This window comes from Streptomyces sp. SD31 (assembly GCF_052068475.1).
Lineage (GTDB): Bacteria > Actinomycetota > Actinomycetes > Streptomycetales > Streptomycetaceae > Streptomyces.
Window position 1 is genome coordinate 134,514 of record NZ_JBQHCX010000015.1, and the last position, 21,202, is coordinate 155,715.

Annotated in this window: 21 protein-coding genes; 6 read left to right on the forward strand and 15 right to left on the reverse strand. The window is 70.9% G+C overall.

What is annotated here, in order from left to right; genetic code table 11:
* Positions 1-22 precede the first annotated feature (22 nt).
* From ACTMVF_RS29630 to ACTMVF_RS29650, 5 genes are all read right to left on the reverse strand, one after another.
* Positions 23-739 (reverse strand): response regulator, encoded by a 717-nt coding sequence (locus ACTMVF_RS29630; protein WP_441274158.1) that lies wholly within the window; start codon positions 737-739, stop codon positions 23-25.
* On the reverse strand, positions 733-3,309 hold the full coding sequence (locus tag ACTMVF_RS29635; RefSeq protein WP_441274159.1) for a DUF4118 domain-containing protein: 2,577 nt from the start codon (positions 3,307-3,309) through the stop codon (positions 733-735). Before ACTMVF_RS29635 ends, ACTMVF_RS29630 begins: the two co-directional genes overlap by 7 nt.
* A gap of 205 nt (positions 3,310-3,514) precedes the next feature.
* Entirely contained in the window at positions 3,515-4,276 is a 762-nt protein-coding gene (locus ACTMVF_RS29640; RefSeq protein WP_441274160.1) for a DUF3710 domain-containing protein, read from the reverse strand.
* A gap of 1 nt (position 4,277) precedes the next feature.
* Positions 4,278-4,838 carry a dUTP diphosphatase gene (gene dut / locus ACTMVF_RS29645; protein ID WP_301996248.1) on the reverse strand — a complete coding sequence of 187 codons (561 nt, stop codon included), beginning with the start codon at positions 4,836-4,838 and terminating at the stop codon, positions 4,278-4,280.
* Positions 4,835-5,419, reverse strand: a complete 585-nt coding sequence (locus ACTMVF_RS29650; RefSeq protein ID WP_441274161.1) for a PaaI family thioesterase — start codon at positions 5,417-5,419, stop codon at positions 4,835-4,837. The genes dut and ACTMVF_RS29650 overlap by 4 nt, the downstream gene beginning before the upstream one ends.
* A gap of 58 nt (positions 5,420-5,477) precedes the next feature.
* Between ACTMVF_RS29650 and ACTMVF_RS29655 the strand changes: the two genes are divergently transcribed.
* Complete coding sequence (locus ACTMVF_RS29655; RefSeq protein WP_441274162.1) at positions 5,478-5,939, forward strand: DUF3093 domain-containing protein; 462 nt, start codon at positions 5,478-5,480, stop codon at positions 5,937-5,939.
* 146 nt (positions 5,940-6,085) lie between these two features.
* On the opposite strand, the gene ACTMVF_RS29660 is transcribed toward ACTMVF_RS29655, so the two are convergent.
* The 4 genes from ACTMVF_RS29660 to ACTMVF_RS29675 all read right to left on the reverse strand — a co-directional run bounded on the left by ACTMVF_RS29660 (position 6,086) and on the right by ACTMVF_RS29675 (position 9,651).
* Positions 6,086-7,021: a hypothetical protein gene (locus tag ACTMVF_RS29660; protein WP_441274163.1), complete on the reverse strand. Its 936-nt coding sequence runs from the start codon at positions 7,019-7,021 to the stop codon at positions 6,086-6,088.
* Between the two features lie 13 nt (positions 7,022-7,034).
* Complete coding sequence (locus tag ACTMVF_RS29665; RefSeq protein ID WP_005481602.1) at positions 7,035-7,331, reverse strand: DUF4193 domain-containing protein; 297 nt, start codon at positions 7,329-7,331, stop codon at positions 7,035-7,037.
* A 406-nt stretch (positions 7,332-7,737) separates the two neighbouring features.
* Entirely contained in the window at positions 7,738-8,991 is a 1,254-nt protein-coding gene (locus ACTMVF_RS29670; protein ID WP_441274164.1) for a sensor histidine kinase, read from the reverse strand.
* A 6-nt stretch (positions 8,992-8,997) separates the two neighbouring features.
* Complete coding sequence (locus tag ACTMVF_RS29675; RefSeq protein WP_356762691.1) at positions 8,998-9,651, reverse strand: response regulator transcription factor; 654 nt, start codon at positions 9,649-9,651, stop codon at positions 8,998-9,000.
* Positions 9,652-10,067: 416 nt separating this feature from the next.
* Between ACTMVF_RS29675 and ACTMVF_RS29680 the strand changes: the two genes are divergently transcribed.
* Positions 10,068-10,241, forward strand: coding sequence for a hypothetical protein (locus ACTMVF_RS29680; RefSeq protein WP_164904867.1), 174 nt, complete (start codon positions 10,068-10,070; stop codon positions 10,239-10,241).
* A 61-nt stretch (positions 10,242-10,302) separates the two neighbouring features.
* On the opposite strand, the gene ACTMVF_RS29685 is transcribed toward ACTMVF_RS29680, so the two are convergent.
* Positions 10,303-11,118 (reverse strand): inositol monophosphatase family protein, encoded by an 816-nt coding sequence (locus ACTMVF_RS29685; protein ID WP_441274165.1) that lies wholly within the window; start codon positions 11,116-11,118, stop codon positions 10,303-10,305.
* 8 nt (positions 11,119-11,126) lie between these two features.
* On the reverse strand, positions 11,127-12,254 hold the full coding sequence (locus ACTMVF_RS29690; protein ID WP_441274166.1) for a ferrochelatase: 1,128 nt from the start codon (positions 12,252-12,254) through the stop codon (positions 11,127-11,129).
* Between the two features lie 214 nt (positions 12,255-12,468).
* Between ACTMVF_RS29690 and ACTMVF_RS29695 the strand changes: the two genes are divergently transcribed.
* The 3 genes from ACTMVF_RS29695 (at position 12,469) to sepH (ending at position 16,493) form a co-directional block, all read left to right on the forward strand.
* Complete coding sequence (locus ACTMVF_RS29695) at positions 12,469-13,707, forward strand: MFS transporter (protein WP_441274167.1); 1,239 nt, start codon at positions 12,469-12,471, stop codon at positions 13,705-13,707.
* On the forward strand, positions 13,667-14,986 hold the full coding sequence (locus ACTMVF_RS29700) for a D-arabinono-1,4-lactone oxidase (protein ID WP_441274168.1): 1,320 nt from the start codon (positions 13,667-13,669) through the stop codon (positions 14,984-14,986). The genes ACTMVF_RS29695 and ACTMVF_RS29700 overlap by 41 nt, the downstream gene beginning before the upstream one ends.
* Positions 14,987-15,449: 463 nt before the next feature.
* The gene (sepH, locus tag ACTMVF_RS29705; protein WP_441274169.1) at positions 15,450-16,493 is read left to right on the forward strand and encodes a septation protein SepH; all 1,044 of its coding nucleotides are present in this window, start codon (positions 15,450-15,452) and stop codon (positions 16,491-16,493) included.
* A gap of 212 nt (positions 16,494-16,705) precedes the next feature.
* On the opposite strand, the gene ACTMVF_RS29710 is transcribed toward sepH, so the two are convergent.
* Positions 16,706-17,557 carry a sulfurtransferase gene (locus ACTMVF_RS29710; protein WP_441274170.1) on the reverse strand — a complete coding sequence of 284 codons (852 nt, stop codon included), beginning with the start codon at positions 17,555-17,557 and terminating at the stop codon, positions 16,706-16,708.
* 296 nt (positions 17,558-17,853) lie between these two features.
* On the opposite strand from ACTMVF_RS29710, the gene ACTMVF_RS29715 reads away from it, so the two are divergent.
* Positions 17,854-18,657: a VOC family protein gene (locus ACTMVF_RS29715; RefSeq protein WP_441274171.1), complete on the forward strand. Its 804-nt coding sequence runs from the start codon at positions 17,854-17,856 to the stop codon at positions 18,655-18,657.
* Between the two features lie 56 nt (positions 18,658-18,713).
* On the opposite strand, the gene ACTMVF_RS29720 is transcribed toward ACTMVF_RS29715, so the two are convergent.
* From ACTMVF_RS29720 to ACTMVF_RS29730, 3 genes are read right to left on the reverse strand one after another with little or no spacing between them, the layout of a single operon-like run.
* Positions 18,714-19,361, reverse strand: coding sequence for a thymidine kinase (locus ACTMVF_RS29720; protein WP_441274172.1), 648 nt, complete (start codon positions 19,359-19,361; stop codon positions 18,714-18,716).
* Positions 19,362-19,417: 56 nt separating this feature from the next.
* A complete protein-coding gene (locus ACTMVF_RS29725) occupies positions 19,418-20,611 on the reverse strand; it encodes an alkaline phosphatase family protein (RefSeq protein WP_441274173.1) in 1,194 nt (397 codons plus the stop codon).
* 1 nt (position 20,612) lies between these two features.
* Positions 20,613-21,200 carry a DUF5998 family protein gene (locus ACTMVF_RS29730; RefSeq protein WP_441274174.1) on the reverse strand — a complete coding sequence of 196 codons (588 nt, stop codon included), beginning with the start codon at positions 21,198-21,200 and terminating at the stop codon, positions 20,613-20,615.
* Positions 21,201-21,202 lie beyond the last annotated feature (2 nt).

Below are 21,202 nucleotides of genomic sequence, written 5' to 3' on the forward strand. Positions count from 1 at the left end.
GGACCCCCAGCCCCCCCGCAGCTCACTTCTCAAATCGGTACCCCATCCCCGGCTCCGTGATGAAGTGCCGCGGATGCGAAGGATCGGCCTCCAGTTTCCTGCGCAACTGGGCCATGTACACCCGCAGATAGTTCGTCTCCGTCCCGTACGACGGCCCCCACACCTCCTGCAGCAGCTGCTTCTGGCTGACGAGCCGCCCGGTGTTGCGGACCAGCACCTCCAGCAGATGCCACTCCGTCGGGGTCAGCCGTACGTCCCTTCCGGCCCGGTTGACCTTCTTCGCGGCCAGGTCGACGGTGAACTCCTCGGTCTCCACCATCACGTCGTCCTCGCCGCCCCCGGTCGGTTCGGCCCGGCGGACGGCGGCCCGCAGCCGGGCCAGCAGCTCGTCCATGCCGAAGGGCTTGGTGACGTAGTCGTCGGCACCCGCGTCCAGCGCCTCGACCTTCTCGTCGGAGGAGTGCCGTGCGGACAGCACCAGGATCGGCACCCGGGTCCAGCCGCGCAGCCCCCGGATCACCTCGACGCCGTCCATGTCGGGCAGACCGAGGTCGAGGACGACCACGTCGGGGTGGCGCGTGGCGGCGAGTTCGAGGGCGGTGGTGCCGTCGTGGGCCGCGTCGACCTCGTACTTGCGGGCCTTGAGGTTGATCACGAGGGCACGCACGATCTGCGGCTCGTCGTCGATCACCAGCACCCTCGTGGGGGCCTGGGGGGTTCCCCCGGTCGGGCTCAGCATGTGGGCTGCCTTTCGGATTCCACGGGGCGTTCCACTGACGCGCCCTCCTGGTCGAGAAGCTCCGCGCGCGCTTCCGCCGCCCGGAGGGTGAGGACCATGGTGAGGCCGCCGCCGGGCGTGTCCTCGGCGTTGAGGGTGCCGTTCATGGCCTCGGCGAAGCCGCGCGCAACGGCGAGCCCGAGGCCCACTCCGGCACCGCGCGGGGCGTCGCCGTAGCGCTGGAAGGGCGCGAAGATACGTTCCTTTGCCTCGTCGGGGACGCCGGGCCCGCGGTCGACGACGCGCACCTCGACCCGTTCGGCGATGGCGCTCGCGGACACGAGGACAGCGCTGCCGTCCGGGCTGTACTTGACGGCGTTCTCGACCAGGTTGGCCACCGACCGCTCCAGCAGCCCGGGGTCCACGGCGACCATGGGCAGCGTCTCCGGAATATCCAGCTCGACGCTGTCCTCCGGCACCCCGCCGAGCGCCATCGGCACCACCTCGTCGAGGTCGATCTCGCGGATCAACGGCGTCACCGTGCCCGTCTGCAACCGCGACATGTCCAGCAGATTGCCGACCAGATGGTCGAGCCGGTCGGCACCCTCCTCGATGCCCTCCAGCAGCTCGGCCTCGTCCTCCTCCGACCACGCCACGTCATCGGACCGCAGCGAGGACACCGCCGCCTTGATGGCCGCGAGAGGCGTACGCAGGTCATGGCTGACGGCGGCCAGCAGCGCCGTACGGATCCGATTGCCCTCGGCCAGTTCCTTGGCCTGCTCGGCCTCGCGCTGCAGGCGCTGACGGTCCAGGACGACCGCGGCCTGCGCGGCGAAGGCGGCCAGCACCCGGCGGTCCTCGGCGGGCAGCACCCGGCCGGCCAGCGCGAGCGCCATGTGATCGCCGATCGGCACGTCCACATCCGCGTCCTCCGGCCGCTCCGGCGCCCGCCCCGAGCCCACCCGGCCCGCACACGTCCACGGGTCGACGTCGCTCTGCCGCTCCAGCAGCGCCGCCGCCTCCATGCCGAACGTCTCGCGGACCCGCTCCAGCAGCTCTTCCAGGCCGGTCTCGCCGCGCAGCACGTTCCCGGCGAGGAAGGACAGGATCTCCGACTCGGCCCGCAGTCGAGCCGCCTGATGGGTGCGGCGGGCCGCGAGGTCCACCACGGAGGCCACCGCCACCGCCACGAAGACGAAGATCACGAGCGCGAGCAGGTTCTTCGGGTCGGCGATCGAGATGTGGTGCAGCGGGGGTGTGAAGAACCAGTTGAGCAGCAGCGAGCCGACCGCGGCCGAGGCCAGCGCGGGGTAGAGGCCGCCGAGCAGGGCCGCCGCCACCGTCAGGGTCAGGAACAACAGCATGTCGTTCGCGAGGCCGAGGTCGACGTCGACGTGGGTGAGCAGCAAGGTGAGCAGTGCCGGACCGCCGACGCCGATGAGCCAGCCCCACACGATCCGGGACCGGCCGAGGCTCGCACCCCGGGCCACGGGCAGTCCGCGTCCCTTGGCGGCCTCCTCGTGCGTGACGATGTGGACGTCGAGGTCGGGACCCGAGTCCCGGGCGACCGTGGCACCGACCCCCGGTCCGAGGACGTACTGCCAGCTCTTGCGGCGTGAGGAGCCGAGCACGATCTGAGTGGCGTTCACGCCACGCGCGAAGGCCAGCAGCGCCGCAGGGATGTCGTCGCCGACGACGTGGTGGAAGGTGCCGCCCAGGTCCTCGACGAGGGTGCGCTGGACGGCGAGTTCCTTGGGCGAGGCGGAGGTCAGGCCGTCGCTGCGGGCGATGTACACGGCCAGCACCTCGCCGCCGGCGCCCTTCTCCGCGAGCCGCGCGGCCCGGCGGATCAGCGTCCGTCCCTCCGGACCGCCGGTCAGCCCGACCACGATCCGCTCCCGCGAGCCCCAGATCGTCGAGACCCGGTGATCGCTGCGGTACTGCTTCAGATACTCGTCGACCCGGTCCGCCACCCACAGCAACGCCAGCTCCCGCAGGGCGGTCAGGTTCCCGGGCCGGAAGTAGTTCGACAGGGCGGCGTCGACCTTGTCCGGCCGGTAGATGTTCCCGTGCGCCATCCGCCGCCGCAGCGCCTGCGGCGACATGTCGACCAGCTCGATCTGGTCGGCCCGGCGCACCACCTCGTCGGGGACGGTCTCCTGCTGCCGTACGCCGGTGATCGACTCGACGACGTCCCCGAGCGACTCCAGGTGCTGGATGTTGACGGTCGATATCACGTCGATCCCGGCCGCCAGCAGCTCCTCCACGTCCTGCCAGCGCTTGGCGTTGCGCGAGCCGGGGACGTTGGTGTGGGCCAGCTCGTCGACGAGCGCCACCTGCGGACGCCGCGCCAGTACGGCGTCGACGTCCATTTCGGTGAAGACGGCCCCTCGGTACCCCAGCTCCTTGCGGGCGATCTGCTCCAGCCCGTGCGACATCACCTCGGTGCGGGCCCGGTCATGGTGCTCCACGAACGCCACCACGCAGTCCGTGCCCCGCTCGACACGTCGGTGCGCCTCGGACAGCATCGCGTACGTCTTGCCGACGCCCGGTGCCGCACCGAGGTAGATCCGAAGCTTGCCGCGTCCCATGGCCTTATTGTCTTCCGGTCACACTGCTGTCTGCGCAGCGTCGACCTTACGGCCAATAATCGCGACAAATGGGGCCCGGTCCGGGGCAGGGAACGTCTTTGACGCAACTCTGACGCTCGTTTCCGCGCCACCCGCCATGGACGCCCACGAACACGACAGGGCCGCACCCCGTGACGGGGTGCGGCCCTCGAAGCCGTACGACTAACTACCGGACCTCGGTGATCTCCGGCCCGCGCTGGAGCTGGCCCATGCCGCCGGAGAAGCGCGAGCCGGCCTGGTCCTCCTGCTGGACGCCCTCGGGAACCATCTGGGCGTCGTTGGGCAGCTTCAGGACGATCGGGTCGCGGGGCGCCATCGGGCCTTCGCCGCGGACCACGACCGTGTCACGGAAGATCTGCTCGAGCAGACCGGCCGCCTGCGGCTGCACCGCACCCTGGCCCGAGATCACCCCGCGCAGGAACCAGCGGGGACCGTCCACGCCGACGAACCGCACCACCTGGAACCCACCCGTGCCGTCCGGCAGCTGAACCGGCACCTGGGCCCGCAGCTCCCAGCCCAGGGGACCCTCGACCTCGTCGATGATGCCACCCTGCTGGGTGATGCCGGAGCCGATCTCCTCGCGCACCTCGCCCCAGATGCCCTCGCGCTTGGGCGCGGCGAAGGCCTGCAGCTGGATGGCGCTGTCGCGCAGCACGACGGTCGCCGCGACGATCGCGTCACCCGCGACCTCGACGCGCAGTTCCATGCCGTCGACACCCGGCACCAACATGCCGCCCAGGTCCACCCGGCCCTCGCCGGGGTCACGGACCTCGGAGCTGTCCCAGGGCCCGTCGGGCCGCGGTTCCGGTTCGAGCCGTACGCGCTCGCGCGTGCCGTCGTCGTCCGCCTCAGTGTCGATGTCGACGACCTGCTCGGGCTCGCCGGCCGCGTCCTCGGCGGCACCCTTCTTCTTGCGACGTCCGAACACGTCACTGTCCTTCCCGGTCGGATACGACCGAAGCGTATCGATTCCCACCCGTTGCGCCGCCGTCGGCGGCCTGACCGCTTGTGCTGCTTGTGCCGCCCACCGCGGCATGGCCACCGGTGGACCCGAAGCCCCCTTCGGCCCGTGCCGAATCGGGAAGCTCCGCGACCTCCTGGAAGCGAACCTTCTCGACCTGCTGGACGACCAGTTGGGCAATCCGGTCGAAGCGCTCGAACCGCACGGTCTCATGCGGGTCGAGATTCACCACGATCACCTTGATCTCCCCACGGTACCCGGCATCAACCGTCCCTGGGGCATTCACCAGGGCGACACCGAGGCGGGCGGCGAGACCGGAACGGGGGTGCACGAAGGCCGCGTACCCCTCCGGCAGGGCGACCGACACCCCGGTGGGCAATACGGCCCGCTCCCCCGGCTTCAGTTCACGGCTGACGGTGGTGCGCAGATCGGCTCCCGCGTCACCGGGGTGCGCGTACGTCGGAAGCGGTACATCGGGGTCGACGCGGCGGATCAGCACGTCGAGTTCTCGACGGGGCTCACGGCTCACGGGTTCACCTCGAAGGCACGGGCACGGCGGACCTGGTCCGGGTCGTTCATGGCGGCCCGGATCTCCTCCGGGCGGCCGTTGTCGATGAAGTGGTCGACCTTCACCTCGATGAAGAGGGCGTCGGCGCGGACGGCGACGGGCCCGTCGGGACCGCCGATCCGTCCGGTGGCCGTCGAGTAGATCTTGCGGCCCGCAACGGCCGTCACCTCGGCCTCCAGGTGCAGCACCGTGCCCACCGGAACGGGCCGCACGAAGTCGGTCTCCAGCCGCCCGGTCACGGCGATCGTGCGCAGCAGCCAGTTGAGCGAGCCGAGGGTCTCGTCGAGGGCGCTCGCGAGCACACCGCCGTGCGCGAGCCCCGGCGCACCCTGATGGGCGGGCTGCACGGTGAACTCGGCGGTGATGCTGACGCCGTCACCGGCGCGCGCCTCCAGGTGCAGCCCGTGGGCCTGCTCGCCGCCGCAGCCGAAACACTCGCCGTAGTGCGCGCCGAGAAGCTCCCCGGGTGCGGGAGCATCGGGGTGACGGGCCGGTTTCACGGCGTCGGCCGGAGGCTTGAGAGTTGCGGAAGTACCACTCACAGCCGCAGACCTTACCCGCGCGTCGGCGGGTTCCGGACACCGTGCCAAGCTTGGCTCCATGCAGCTCTCCGCCGCCCCGTACGAAGAACGCCTGACCGCCCCCCGGTCCTGGTGGCTGATCTCGTTCCTGGTCGGGGTCTCCCTGGCCCTGATCCTCCTGCCCTTCGGCACGCTGCCCACGCTCGCGGGCCTGGCCGGCGGCACCGCCGCGGCAGCCGTCATGGCGAGCTCGTACGGCTCGGTCCGCATCCGTCTGGTGGGCGACTCGCTGATCGCGGGCGAGGCGAAGATCCCGGTGCATGCCCTCGGCGAGGCACACGTCCTGGACCCCGAGGAGGCCCGCGCCTGGCGCACCCACAAGGCCGACACCCGGGCCTTCCTCCTCTTGCGCGCCTACATCCCCACGGCGCTGCGCGTGGAGGTCACGGACCCCGAGGACCCGACCCCGTACCTGTACCTGTCGACTCGGGAGCCGGAGCGGTTGGCGGAGGCGATCAGGGCCGCGAAGGCCTCGGTCTAGCACACCAGAGCGGGCTTTCACCGGCCTGGTCAAGCCTTGTGCTCGCGGCGGCAAAGACTTGGCCTCGGCACACCTGACGGCCTCTGCTCGACACCTGACGGCCTCTGCACGGCCGCCGCACCGGCCTGGCCTCCTTGGGCGGGATCTCAGCGGCCCCAGAGCTTCTTGCGCCCGAGTACCCGCCCCGCATCGCCGCCGGCATCGCCCATCTCCAGCGGTCTCGCCGGGCGCTCCAGCGGGGGCAGTTCCGGCAACTGGTCCCACGGCACCTGGATCTTGCGCAGGTCCGCCCGAATCCGTGCCGCGAGCTTCTTGGTGTCCCGGCGGTTCATGACCGCGCCCACCGCGGCTCCCACCATGAAGGGCATGAGGTTCGGCAGATTCCGGACCATCCGCTTCATGATCTGCTGCCGCAGCTCCCGCTTCATCTGCCCACCGAGAGCGGCGTTCACCGTCGCCGGCTTCATCGGGTCGATGCCGCGTTCCTCGGACCACGAGGACAGATACGCGGTACTGCGGTTCTTCAGATTGCCGGGCGGGCGTACGCCGTACACCTCGTGCAGCTCGGCGATCAGCTTCAGTTCGATCGCCGCCACACCGGTGACCTCGGCGGCCAGTTCCGTCGGCATCGCGGGCGGCACCGGCAGCATCGCCGCCGCGCCGACTCCCGCGCCGACCGTCGAACTCGCCCTCGCCGCGCCTGCCACGAGTTTGTCCGCGATCTGCTCGGGCCCCAGGTCCGGGAACTGCCGGCGAAGGGTCGCGAGGTCGCGTACGGGGATCCGCGGGGCGTTCTCGATGATGCGGTCGGCGAGGTACCCAAGTCCGGCTCTGGCGCGGCTGCCGCCCTTACGGACGCCTTCCCGGGCCTTCTCCCGGATCACCGCCGCCCGCCGTCGAACGACGGGCGCGGCAACCTCGGCCGGCGCCGGGAGGCCTGCCCCCGACGTCGGTTCGAGCGAGGCCCCCGTCCCGGCTGAGCCCCGCTCGTCGTCACGCGCGCCGTACGGGCCGTCGGACGGCCCTTCGTCCGCTCCCGACGGTCGGGAGCGGCGCTTCCAAGGAGGGGTCGAGCCAGTCATGCCCGACCCGACCTCAGTCGCAGTCGCGGCAGATCGGCTGACCGTTCTTCTCCCGGGCCAGCTGGCTGCGGTGGTGCACCAGGAAGCAGCTCATGCAGGTGAACTCGTCCTGCTGCTTGGGCAGCACCCGGACGGCCAGCTCCTCGTTCGAGAGGTCCGCGCCGGGCAGCTCCAGGCCTTCGGCGGCCTCGAACTCGTCGACGTCCACTGCGGACGTCGACTTGTCGTTCCGCCTGGCCTTGAGCTCTTCAAGGCTGTCCGAGTCGACGTCGTCGTCGGTCTTGCGTGGGGTGTCGTAATCCGTTGCCATGTCGCTCTCCCCCTCTGGGTGTCTGCGGTGTCTCCAGCGCACGTAACGCGTGAGAGGCCGGACTTGTGCCCGACCCGAGGCGGAGATTTTGCCTCACATCAAGGTCTGTTACTCAATCGACACCCAACCGGACTCCTCAAGAGTGATCGGCTTGGATGGCGAACGGGACCGTACACGGTCCTAATGCCGCAGTTCAAAGGCGTCTCACCGTGTACTTCCCGTGATCAAGACCCCCGAAAACCCGGATTTTCCCGGCTTTCCGACGGTCCGCATGATCACTGTCAGTAGATGGCCAGAAAATCGCCCTTGTGATCGATCACACACGGGACTGCTCGCCGAGTGCCCAGAAAATTCCGCGCAAAGCGAACATCCCCCGTATCTCCGTCGGGTGTCGGCGCACATGGTCTCAGATCGGCAGAGTCACCCGCATCACGAGTCCTCCGCCCTCACGCGGCTGCGCCGAGATGTGCCCGCCGTGTGCTCGGGCCACGGACCGCACGATGGACAGTCCCAGGCCGACGCCCTTGTCGCTGCCCGTGCGCTCCGTACGCAGCCGTCTGAACGGCTCGAAGAGATTGTCGATCTCGTACGCCGGCACCACCGGCCCGGTGTTCGACACGAGCAGGACCGCCTGCCCGTGCTGGACGTCGGTGGTGACCTCGACCCAGCCGCCCTCCGGGATGTTGTAACGGACGGCGTTCTGCACCAGGTTCAGCGCGATCCGCTCCAGCAGCACGCCGTTGCCCTGGACGACCGCGGGCTTCTGCTCGCCTCGGATCACCACGCCCTTGGCCTCGGCCTCCGCGTGCACCTGGTCGACGGCCTGCTCGGCCACCTCCGCGAGGTCCACCGGTTTGCGCTCGACGATCTGGTTGTCGCTGCGGGCGAGCAGCAGCAGTCCCTCGACGAGCTGCTCGCTGCGCTCGTTGGTGGCCAGCAGCGTCTTGCCGAGCTGCTGGAGTTCCACCGGTGCGTTCGGGTCCGACAGGTGCACCTCGAGGAGCGTGCGGTTGATCGCGAGCGGGGTGCGCAGCTCGTGCGAGGCGTTGCCGACGAAGCGCTGCTGTGCGGTGAACGCCCGCTGCAGCCGCTCCAGCATCTCGTCGAAGGTGTCGGCGAGTTCCTTCAGCTCGTCGTCCGGGCCGTCCAGTTCGATACGGCGGGACAGGTCCGAGCCCGCCACCGCGCGCGCGGTCCGGGTGATCCGGCCCAGCGGCGACAGGACCCGGCCGGCCATGGCGTAGCCGAAGGCGAAGGCGATCACGGCGAGGCCGAGGAGGGCGAGGAGGGAGCGGCTGAGCAGATTGTCCAGGGCGCGCCGGCGCTGGTCGTCGATGCAGGCGCTGATCGCCTCGTTGAACTGGGGGATCGTCAGGCCCGTGGCATTGTTGACCGCGGGGCAGTCGGCGCTGGTGACCTTTATTTCGTCAGCAGCGCTCACGATCTTGAACGGCGGCTGGTTGCCTGTGCCGATGGCCTGCGCGGCCAGCAGGTAGATGATCGACAGCAGCAGGATGCCGGCGATCAGGAACATGCCGCCGTACAGCAGCGTGAGCCTTATCCGGATGGTGGGACGCAGCCACGGGAAGGGGGGCTCCACCCTTCGGGGGTCCCAGGTGGGCTTCGGGGGCGCCTGGGGAGGCGCGGGAGTCGTGGCCATGGTCGATCAGATCCGGTAGCCGGAGCCGGGCACGGTGACGATCACCGGGGGCTCCCCCAGCTTGCGGCGCAGTGTCATGACGGTCACCCGCACCACGTTCGTGAAGGGGTCGGTGTTCTCGTCCCAGGCCTTCTCCAGGAGCTGCTCGGCGGAGACGACCGCGCCCTCGCTGCGCATCAGCACTTCCAGGACGGCGAACTCCTTCGGCGCGAGCTGCACCTCCTTGCCGTCGCGGAAGACCTCGCGGCGATTGGGGTCGAGCTTGATGCCGGAACGCTCCAGGACGGGCGGCAGCGGCACGCTCGTACGGCGGCCGAGGGCACGCACGCGTGCCGTCAGCTCACTGAAGGCGAAGGGCTTGGGGAGATAGTCGTCGGCGCCGATCTCCAGCCCCTCGACGCGGTCGCTGACGTCGCCGGAGGCCGTGAGCATCAGCACGCGCGTGGGCATGCCGAGTTCGACGATCTTGCGGCAGACGTCGTCGCCGTGCACCAGCGGGAGGTCGCGGTCGAGGACGACCACGTCGTAGTCGTTGACGCCGATGCGTTCCAGGGCGGCCGCACCGTCGTACACGACGTCGACGGCCATGGCCTCCCGGCGCAGTCCGGTGGCCACCGCATCGGCGAGCAGTTGCTCGTCCTCGACGACGAGTACGCGCACGTCGCTGTCCTTCCTGTGTCCACCCGCGTAGCGCTTGTCTCGCCCGCGAGCAGGGGTGTTGGTCGGGTGTCTTGGCCTCCATCCTGCCCTTTTCCGCCATAAGTCGGCGGTAAGACGGGTGTGCGGCCCATGAAGGACGGGTGTGAAGCCCGGGAATGCGAGATTTTCTCTTCCGGTTGAGGTTTCCGCGGAAGAGACCGGGGGGAGGACGGCTTTACACCCCGCGATCACGCTCTGCTCGTGCCGCACCACCATGCGGTACGAATCGATCCGCTTTCCGCAGAGCGGGCGTGGGTGTCCGGCACCGTCGCCGCCCGGCCAGGGCAGCGCTGGGCACCTATCGGAGACGTGATCGCCCCTTCCGAACGGCACACCCCCGTGCCACCGACCCACGACCCAGGACGAGGGGGCGCAGCATGGACGCATTCACCGCAGGACTTCTGCAGCGCATAAGGGCGACCGAGTCCGACCTGACGCGGGCTCGTGACGAGGGCGACGACTTCCTCGTCGAGGTGGAGCAGGGCGAGCTCGACGACCTGCGCCGCCTCGCCGCCGAGCACGGTGTGGAAGTCGGCGCGTCACGCGTCTGACGAGTACGACGAAGGGGCCCCGGCGAATCCAGCGCCGGGGCCCCTTCGCGTCCTCCCGTGATCAGTCGTGCCAGGCGCCGAAGTCCTCCAGGAGCCGCTGGAGGGGCTCGAAGACTCCCGGGGTGGCCGCCACCGCGAGGTCGCGTGACGGGCGCTCTCCGGGGCGTCCGCCGGTCAGGGCGCCCGCTTCCCGTGCGATCAGGTCGCCCGCGGCCACGTCCCAGGCGTTGAGGCCGCGCTCGTAGTAGCCGTCGAGGCGGCCCGCGGCCAGGTCGCACAGGTCGATCGCGGCCGAGCCGCCGCGCCGGATGTCACGCAGGAGGGGGATCAGCCGCTGCGCGACGTCGGCCTGGTGGGTGCGGACCTCGGTGACGTAGTTGAAACCGGTTGAGACCAGGGCCTGGTCCAGGGGCGCGGTGGGCCGACAGCTGAGCCTGCGCTCGCCGTCCCAGGGTCCCGTGGCCCAGGCGCCGGTACCGCGGACCGCGTGGTAGGTCTCGCCGCGCATCGGGGCCGCCACGACGCCGACGACCGCTTCGCCGTCCTGCTCGGCGGCGATGGAGACGGACCAAGTCGGCAGTCCGTACAGGTAGTTGACCGTGCCGTCGAGCGGGTCGATCACCCAGCGGATGCCGCTCGTGCCCTCGGTGGAGGCGCCCTCCTCGCCGAGGAAGCCATCGTGCGGCCGGTGCTCGGAGATCAGGTCGGTGATCAGCTTCTCCGCCGCGATGTCCATCTCCGTGACCACGTCGATCGGGCTCGACTTGGTCGCGGCGACCGCGAGGTCGGCCGGGCGGCCGTCGCGCAGCAGCTCTCCCGCGCGACGGGCGGCTTCCCGGGCCAGCCGGAGCAGTTCCGAGTGCAGGGGGTCGGTCACGGGGCTCCTCACGCGTACGGGCTGTCGGCGCCCGCGGCGGCCGGCCTGGGGGCGCGGGCCGGGCAGCAGCCGATCGGGCAGAGGTTGTGGTCGGGGCCGAGCGCGCCGAGGGCGCAGGGCGTGACCTCCTGGCCGCGCTCCACGGCGGCACGCTCCAGGACGAGGTCGCGGATCGCGGCGGCGAAGCGCGGGTCGTCTCCGACGGTGGCCGAGCGGCGCATCGGCAGGCCCAGCTCCTCGGCCTTGGCCTTGGCCTCCGTGTCGAGGTCGTAGAGGACCTCCATGTGGTCGGAGACGAAGCCGATGGGGGCGATCACGACCGCCGGCACCCCGGCCGCGTGCCGCTCCTCGAGGTGGTCGCAGATGTCGGGCTCCAGCCACGGGATGTGCGGGGCGCCGGAGCGGGACTGGTAGACGAGCTGCCAGGGGTGGTCGACGCCGGTGCGCTCGCGTACGGCGTCGGCGATCAGCCGCGCGACGTCCAGGTGCTGCTCGACGTACGCGCCGCCGTCGCCCTGCTCCTCGACCGGGCCGGAGGTGTCCGCGGCCGCGGTCGGGATCGAGTGGGTCGAGAAGGCGATGTGCGCGCCGTCCCGGACGTCCTCGGGAAGGTCGGCGAGGGACTCGACGACACCGTCGATCATCGGCTCCAGGAAGCCCGGGTGGTTGAAGTAGTGCCGCAGCTTGTCGACCTTCGGCAGCTGAAGGCCCTCGGCCTCGAGGGCGGCGAGCGAGTCGGCGAGGTTCTCGCGGTACTGGCGGCAGCCCGAGTAGGAGGCGTAGGCGCTGGTGGCGAGGACGATGACGCGGCGGCGGCCGTCGGCGACCATCTCGCGCAGGGTGTCCGTCAGGTACGGCGCCCAGTTGCGGTTGCCCCAGTAGATCGGCAGATCCAGGCCGTGCTCGGCGAAGTCCTTGCGCAGGGCGTCCAGCAGGGCGCGGTTCTGGTCGTTGATGGGGCTGACGCCGCCGAACAGGTAGTAGTGCTCGCCGACTTCCTTCAGGCGTTCCCTCGGGATGCCCCGCCCGCGCGTGACGTTCTCCAGGAACGGGATCACGTCGTCCGGGCCCTCCGGGCCGCCGAAGGAAAGCAGGAGCAGGGCGTCGTAGGGGCTGGCATCGCGCGCGTCTGGCATGAGTCGATCCTGTCATCCGGTACTGACAGCCGGGAAACGGCGGGGTGACCACCCGGGTTCCCGGTTCACCCGGGCAGGTGCGCCAGGTGCGCCGGACTCGTAAGCTGTGTCGGCTGTCCACGTGCCTTACTGGGCCGCCCTTCGCCACCCCGAGTCGCCGTGGTTCGCCCTGAGCCGCCGCAGTCCCGCCCCTTCCGCCTGACCGGAGACCCCCGTGCCGAGCCCCTACCGCGCCCTGTTCGCCGCCCCCGGCACCAAGGGCTTCACCGCCGCGGGCTTCCTCGGCCGGATGCCGCTGTCGATGATGGGCATCGGCGTGGTCACGATGGTCTCCCAGCTGACCGGGCGCTACGGCCTCGCCGGCGCCCTGTCGGCCACGATCGCGCTCTCCGCGGCGGTGGCGGGCCCGCAGGTCTCACGCCTGGTCGACCAGTACGGGCAGCGGCGGGTGCTGCGCCCGGCGACGCTGATCTCGCTCGTGGCGGGGGCAGTGCTGCTGTTCGCCGCGCACTACGGCTGGCCGGACTGGGTGCTCTTCGTGGCCTGTGTCGGCATCGGCTGCGTGCCCAGCGTCGGGGCGATGACCCGCGCCCGCTGGGCCGCGCTGTACCGGGAGACGCCGCAGCTGCACACCGCGTACTCCTTCGAGTCCGTGATCGACGAGGTGTGCTTCATCTTCGGGCCGATCATCTCCATCGGCCTGTCCACGGCCTGGTTCCCCGAGGCGGGACCGCTGCTCGCCGGCTGCTTCCTGGCCGTCGGTGTCTTCTGGCTGACCGCGCAGCGGGCCACCGAGCCCGCGCCGCACCCGCGCGAGCAGCGCGGCGGCAGCTCGGCCCTGCGCGCCCCGGGTCTGCAGGTCCTGGTGGCCACCTTCGTGGCGACCGGAGCGATCTTCGGGTCCGTCGACGTGGTCACGGTGGCCTTCGCGGACGAGCAGGGGCACAAGGGCGCCGCGAGCGTGGTCCTCGCGCTGTACGCGGCGGGCTCCTGCGCGGCGGGTCTCGTCTTCGGGCTGTTGCGCTTCAAGGGGGCGCCCGAACCTCGCTGGCTGCTGGGCATATGCGCGATGGCCGTGAGTATGATCCCCCTCCTACTGGTCGGAAACTTGCCGCTTCTGGCCGTGGCGCTGTTCGCCTCGGGCATGGCCGTCGCTCCCACGATGATCACCACCATGTCCCTGATCGAAAAGCACGTACCACGCGCGCAACTGACCGAGGGCATGACCTGGGTGAGCACCGGGCTCGCGGTCGGGGTCGCGCTCGGCTCCTCCGCGGCCGGCTGGGTGATCGACGCCGCCGGTGCGGACGCCGGGTACGGGGTTCCGGCGGTGTCCGGGGCCGTCGCGGTCGCGGTCGGTTTCCTGGGGTACCGCCGGCTCAACAGGCCGGCTCCGCGTCGGGGAGGCACCGTTGAGCAGCACAGCGAGCGGCAGGAACGGCACGTGGCGTAACTGGGGCGGCAATGTCGCCGCCCGCCCCGCGCGGGAGGTCACTCCGGCCTCCGTCGAGGAGCTGTCCGCGGCGATACGCCGGGCCGCCGAGGACGGCCTGAAGGTGAAAGCGGTCGGCAGCGGACACTCCTTTACGTCCATTGCCGCCACCGACGGCGTGTTGATCCGCCCTCAACTCTTGACCGGGATCCGCAACATTGACCGGAATGCCATGACCGTCACGGTCGAGGCCGGCACTCCGCTCAAGAGGCTCAACATGGCCTTGGCGCGCGAGGGCCTGTCGCTCACCAACATGGGCGACATCATGGAGCAGACGGTCTCCGGCGCCACCAGCACCGGCACGCACGGCACGGGCCGCGAGTCGGCCTCGATCGCCGCCCAGATCAAGGGCCTGGAACTGGTCACGGCCGACGGCTCGGTGCTCACCTGCTCCGAGAAGGAGAACCCAGAGGTCTTTACGGCGGCCCGTATCGGCCTCGGCGCCCTGGGCATCGTCACCGCGATCACCTTCGCCGTGGAGCCCCTCTTCCTGCTCTCCGCGCGCGAGGAGCCGATGCCGTTCGACAAGGTCCTGGCGGACTTCGACGAACTGTGGGCGGAGAACGAGCACTTCGAGTTCTACTGGTTCCCGCACACCGGCAACACCAACACCAAGCGCAACAACCGCAGCGCGGGCCCCGAGAAGCCGGTGCCGCAGCTCCAGGGCTGGTTCGAGGACGAGTTCCTCTCCAACGGTGTCTTCCAGGCGGCCCAGTGGGTAGGCCGCGCGGTACCCGCCACCATCCCGGCGATCGCCCAGATCTCCAGCAAGGCGCTGTCCGCGCGGACCTACACGGACATCCCCTACAAGGTCTTCACATCACCGCGCCGGGTGCGCTTCATGGAGATGGAGTACGCCGTCCCGCGCGCGGCCGTCGTCGAGATGCTGCGCGAACTCAAGGGCATGGTCGACCGCTCCGGCCTCAGGGTCAGCTTCCCCGTCGAGGTGCGCACCGCCCCGGCCGACGACATCACGCTGTCCACCGCCTCGGGCCGCGACAGCGCGTACATCGCCGTCCACATGGTCAAGGGCACTCCGTACCAGCGGTACTTCACCGCCGCCGAGCGCATCTTCACCGCGCACGAGGGGCGGCCGCACTGGGGGAAGGTGCACACGCGGGACGCCGAGTACTTCGCCCAGGTGTACCCGCGCTTCGGCGAGTTCACGGCGGTGCGGGACCGACTCGATCCGGACCGCCGGTTCCAGAACGACTACTTGCGGCGGGTGTTGGGGGCGTAGCCCTCGATCGGCTCGAGCCACCCGGTCGGCCAACTGCGCAGCCAGGAGCGGTGCGGGCGAAAGCATTAGTTCCGTTTCCGACGATTGCGTGAAGTACGCCACGTTCAAGATCGGAGAACCGCTCAACGGACGGCCGAGTCCCACCCCTTGCCAGAAGTTGCGCGGCGCGCCAATCCACGCACGTGGCCCAAATGGAGTACTGTTGCGAGCCCTGGGTCCGGTCTCCCGCCAGGGCGTCCGTGGCCTTCAAGGACCGCCAGGAGGGGGCTAGTTGCACAGGGTGACGGAGTTGGTCACTTAGCGTTGCGAACAGGTAACCGTGCCATAACGGCGATCCAGGGCCCGTGCCCGACACGCCGGGCAACTCGGCAAGGTTGTGGCAGGCTGCACCCGGGCAGGCCACACTCGACTAGCGGAAGCAGCGACGCACGTGACGTCGGCAGGCACCACCCGGGAGGTCCCCATGCCCGAACTGCGTGTCGTGGCCGTCTCAAATGACGGCACACGGCTGGTGCTGAAGGCTGCCGACGCAACGGAGTACACGCTTCCGATCGACGAACGCCTGCGCGCCGCTGTGCGCGGCGACCGTCCTCGCCTCGGCCAGATCGAGATCGAGGTGGAGAGCCATCTCCGCCCCCGCGACATCCAGGCGCGTATACGCGCTGGTGCGACCGCGGAAGAGGTCGCCCAACTCGCCGGCATCCCCGTCGACCGCGTACGGCGCTTCGAGGGCCCTGTGCTCGCCGAGCGCGCCTTCATGGCCGAACGGGCCCGCAAGACTCCCGTCCGCCGACCCGGCGAGAACGCCGCCGGGCCGCAGCTCGGCGAGGCCGTCCAGGAGCGGCTGCTGCTGCGCGGCGCCGACAAGGACACCGTCCAGTGGGACTCGTGGCGCCGGGACGACGGCACCTGGGAAGTGCTGCTGGTCTACATGGTGGCGGGCGAACCGCACTCGGCGAGCTGGACGTACGACCCGCCCCGGCGGCTCGTGCAGGCCGTCGACGAGGAGGCGCGTTCGCTGATCGGCGAGTCCGAGGATCTCGCCGCGCCGGAGCCCAGCTTCCCGTTCGTGCCCCGTATCGCCCGGCTTCCGCGCGAGCGTGGGATGGACCGTGCCCTCGATGGCGCGCGGCCGAGCCTGCCGGCCCAGGCCTCCGAACCTGCCGAGGAGACCACGGAGGAACGGGACTCGCTGACCAGCCTGCTGGAGGCGGTGCCCAGTTTCCGAGGCGACCTGGTGGTCCCGGAGCGCCCGTCGGAGCCCGACGCGGAGGAACCTCCCGCCGAACCGGACGCGGAGGAACCCCCCGCCCCCGCTGCCTCGGCCGGGGCCGGTTCCGCCTACGCGGACGTCCTCATGCCCCGCTCCGTCGGCAGCCACCGCGACCGCCTCATCGGCGCCACGGACCGCCAGGCCGAAGCGGACGGCGTCCGTCCGGGCCGCCGGGCCGCGGTGCCCAGCTGGGACGAGATCGTGTTCGGGACGCGGCGTAAGAAGCAGGAGTAAGCGGGCGACGTCCGGTCGGTCGTTCGGCTGCGGCCGGGTGGGGGCTGGTCGCGCCCACCCGGCCGCAGCCGCATGTCCCCCCAGCCCCGCGCCCCCTGAAGGGCGCGGGCGCTCGTGGCTGCGGGCAGCCGTGCCGCTGGGGCGGCTCCCGATCCACAGAAGCGGCACCTGACCGGTGCCGGGGAGCGACACCCGCCCCCGGCCACGCCGAGTTACTGCGGATCCGGGCCCACGGCAACCGGCCGCGACGGATCCGACGACCACTCCGACCACGAACCGACGTACAGCGCGGCCGGAATGCCCGCGACCGCCAGCGCCAGCACCTCATGCGCGGCCGAGACGCCCGAGCCGCAGTACACGCCGACCTCCGTGCCCTCGGACACGCCCAGCGCCCTGAAGCGCGCCCCGAGTTCCTCGGCGGGCAGGAAGCGACCGTCCGCGCCGACGTTCTCGTTCGTGGGGGCGGACACGGCGCCCGGGATGTGGCCGCCGACCGGATCGATCGGCTCGACCTCTCCGCGGTACCGCTCCCCCGCTCGGGCGTCCAGAAGTACGCCCGACCGAGCGAGCGCCGCGGCGCCGTCGGCGTCGAGAAGGTCCGTCGCCGCCGGCTTCGGCTCGAAATCACCCTCCGACGGAGTCGGTGCCGACGTCTCCAGCGACCCCTGCCAGGCCGGCAAGCCGCCGTCGAGGACCCGCACGTCCGGGTGACCCGTCCAGCGCAGCAGCCACCACGCCCGGGCCGCCGCCCAGCCCTGCCCGCCGTCGTACACGACCACCGGCGCCGACGACGACACGCCCGCCCGGCGCATCGCCGCGCCGAATTCGGCCAGGTCCGGCAGCGGGTGACGGCCGCGCGAACCGGGCGCGGAGGCCAGTTCACGGTCCAGGTCGACGTAGACCGCGCCCGGGATGTGCCCGGTCTCGTAGGCGGCCCGGCCGTCGAACGGCGGCTCACCGGCCACCTTGGCCACGGTCAACTGCCAGCGGACGTCGAGCAGCACCGGCGGGCTCTCGCCCGTCAGTTCGCTCGCGAGTTCGGATGCGGAGATGATGGCGTTCATGGTCACCATCCTTGCGCACGGGGTGGCCGCATCGCCCGGCTCCGGTTACTCTGCCCGCCGGACAGGCCCGATCACGAGGCGTACGGGATCGGGCACATGCTGTACAGCCGATCGACATCCGTCGGCAATCGCACGGAAACGGGCGGTAAATCGCACACCGGGCATCCTCCGGGCGCCGGCCGTCGTGCGGCGGCGCGCCCGCAGCGCGCGCGGCCACGGGTGGTGCGAGCATCGGCTCGGGGGTCGGGACAGCGGAAGCGACGCGGCCACCACGAGGGGCCGAGGAGAGAGTGACGATGACCGAGGCACGGGGGTCGGCTGGCCCGAACGGCGCGACGCACGCCCGGCACGCGCCCGGCACACCCTGCTGGGTGAGCCTGATGGTGCACGGGCTGGCCGCGACCCAGGAGTTCTACGGAGCGCTGTTCGGCTGGGAGTTCCAGCCCGGTCCCCAGCAACTCGGCCCCTATGTGCGGGCCCTGCTCGACGGCAACGAGGTGGCCGGGATCGGCCAGCTGCCGCCCGACCGACACCTCCCCATCGCCTGGACGCCCTACCTCGCCTCCAACGACGTGGACCTGACCGCCGAGACGGTACGGCTGTGCGGCGGCACCGTCGGGGTGGGCCCGCTGGACGCCACCGAGGCCGGCCGGATGGCGATCTGCTCCGACCCCGCCGGCGCCGTCTTCGGCATCTGGCAGACGGCGGCCCACCTCGGCACCGCCGTCACGGGCGTGCCCGGCACCCCCGCCTGGAACGAGCTGTTGACCTTCGAGTCGGTGAACGTCGCCAAGTTCTACAAGACCATGTTCGCCTACGAGGAGAAGCCGGTGGTCTCCGCCGACTTCGACTACGTCACCCTGCACATCGACGGCCGCCCGGTCGCCGGCATCCACGGCGTCGGCAACGCCCTGCCCCGCGACCGGGGCCCGCACTGGATGACGTACTTCGAAGTGGCCGACACGGACGAGGCGCTGGAACGGATCGTCGACCTCGGCGGCCACGTCCTCAGCCCGGCCCACGACAGCGCCCACGGCCGCGTGGCGACGGTGGCGGACCCGGAGGGGGCCCGGTTCTCCCTGATCCAGGATCCGCGCTGACGGCCTTCAGGGCGGGGTCACTTGGGGATGGCCTGGATGGACGAATCGTCCGCGGCTCAGACCGGCTGTACCGGCAGCACGTCCGGGGACAGCGCCGCCGCCCGGGCGCTGGCCGCCGTCATGCGGCGGCGGTGGTGGCGGCGGCACAGGACCTCGTAGCCGACCGCATCCGCCTGGTTGACGTCGCCGACGACCACCTGGGCGCCCTCGACGACCATCGCGCCGCCTATCGTGCGGGCGTTGTGCGTGGCGCGGGCGCCGCACCAGCACAGGGCCTCGACCTGGAGCACCTCGACCCGGTCGGCGAGTTCCACCAGGCGCTGGGAGCCGGGGAACAGCTTGGTGCGGAAGTCGGTCGTGATGCCGAAGGCGTAGACGTCGAGGCCCAGGTCGTCGACCACGCGCGCGAGTTGGTCTATCTGGTTCGGTGCGAGGAACTGGGCCTCATCGGCGATGACGTAGTCCACGCGGCGCCCTTGGGAGAGGTGGTCGACGAGGTACGCGTACAGGTCCATGCCGTCCTCGACCTCCACCGCATCTGTGACCAGGCCGAGCCGCGAGGACAGCTTGCCCTCGCCCGCGCGGTCGTCGCGAGTGAAGATCATGCCCTGCAGACCACGCGCCGAACGGTTGTGCTCGATCTGGAGAGCCAGCGTCGACTTCCCGCAGTCCATCGTTCCGGAGAAGAACACCAGCTCGGGCATGTCGAGTTGAGCACCTTTCGGCGGAGAGTGCGGTCTGCGGGAGCGCTACGAGGGTTTCAGGAGCGTACTTCGAGCAGGGGGACCAACTGCTCGGCGGGGGTCATCGAACCGTGGTTGCCGACCATCACCGACTCCTTCGGCTCCCGCTCGGACGCGATGATCAGGACGTCGTCCCGCGCGGCCGCGATCACGTCGCCGATGCGGTCGTAGACCCGCTCGTCGATCCGGGGCCCGAACCAGCCCGCCGCGATCGCCTCGTCCCGGGAGGCCACCCAGAACTGCTCGCCCAGCACCTCGCGCCAGCAGGTCAGGACGTCGTTCGCGGCACCGGGCACCGCGTAGACGTGCCGCGCCCGGCCCTCGCCGCCCAGCAGGGCGACACCGGCACGCAGTTCCCAGTCCTCGTCGAAGTCGATGCGGTGCTGCTCGTCGAAGGGCACGTCGATCATGCCGTGGTCGGCGGTGACGTAGAGCGCGCTGCGCGGCGGCAGCTGCTCGGCGAGGCGCTGGACGAGCCGGTCGACGTACATGAGCTGGCCGCGCCAGGTGTCCGAGTCGACACCGAAGCGGTGACCGGCGCCGTCCAACTCGGCGTAGTACGTGTAGACCAAGGAGCGGTCGCCTGCGGCCAGTTGCTCGGCGGCGAGGTCCATGCGCTCCTCGCCGGTCAGCCGCCCATGGAACGTTCCGCCGCTGAGCGCGACCTTGGTCAGCGGGGTGTTCTCGAAGGTGGGCGACGACACCTGGGCCGCGTGCACGCCCGCCTGGTGCGCCAGCTGGAAGACCGTGGGATACGGCTGCCAGAGACGCGGTGACGTCCACGGGTTCCAGCGCAGCTGGTTCATCAGCTCGCCGGTCTCGGGGTTGCGCACGGTGTACCCGGGCAGGCCGTGCGCGCCCGGTGGCAGGCCGGTGCCGACCGAGGCGAGGGAGGTCGCGGTGGTCGCCGGGTAGCCGGCGGTGATCGGGCGTCCGGTGCCGCCGCGCGAGCTGCTCAGGAGCGAGGTCATGAACGGCGCCTCGTCGGGGTGCGCCTTGAGCTGCTCCCAGCCGAGTCCGTCCACCAGGAACACGCAGTTGCGGTCGGTGGCGGTCAGCTCGGGGATCGTCGCGGTCATCTCCGGTACGGCCATGCCGGCGGCCAGCGTGGGCAGCAGATCGGCGAGCGAGCCGCTGCCGTACTGGGGGGCGGGCGCGGAGTCGACGGCGAGGGGTTCCGGGTGGGAGTCCCAGGTGGTGGGCTGGATCATCTCAGTGCGCGACGTCCGCCGTCGCCTCGGAGAGCGACTGCGCGAAGGCTAGCGCCTGGCGCACCGTCTCCGGGCCGTCCCCGGCTTCGCTGACCCGCAGGCTGAGGTCGTCCGCCGTCGAGTTGCCCGTGTAGCCGTGGTCGGCCTCGCAGTTGGGGTCACCGCAGGCGGCGGGCTCCAGGTCGATACGGGAGACGGCGCCCCAGCCGATGGTCAGCACGACCTCGCGGGGCAGCGTGCCCGGCTGGTACTGCTCCGGATTGGCGACCACACGGCTGAGCACCACCGACGAGATCCGGCCGAGCTTCACGGACTCCGTGGACGTCGTGGCGTACGGCGTCGGGGAGGTGCTGTCGGCGGCCTGCTCGTCGGTGTGGCTGACGATGAAGCGGTTGCCGGTGAGGACGAGGACGGTCACATGCCGCCGCACCTCGTTCTGGTCGAACGTCGTCTCCTGGTGGACCAGGTACGACCGGATGGGCTCGCCGCCCACAGCGGCCTCCACCGCCTCGGCCACGAGGGCCGGGTAGTAGCCGCTGCGCTCGATCGCCGCACGCAGCCCCTGGGTCGTCGTACTGGTCTTGGCCATGA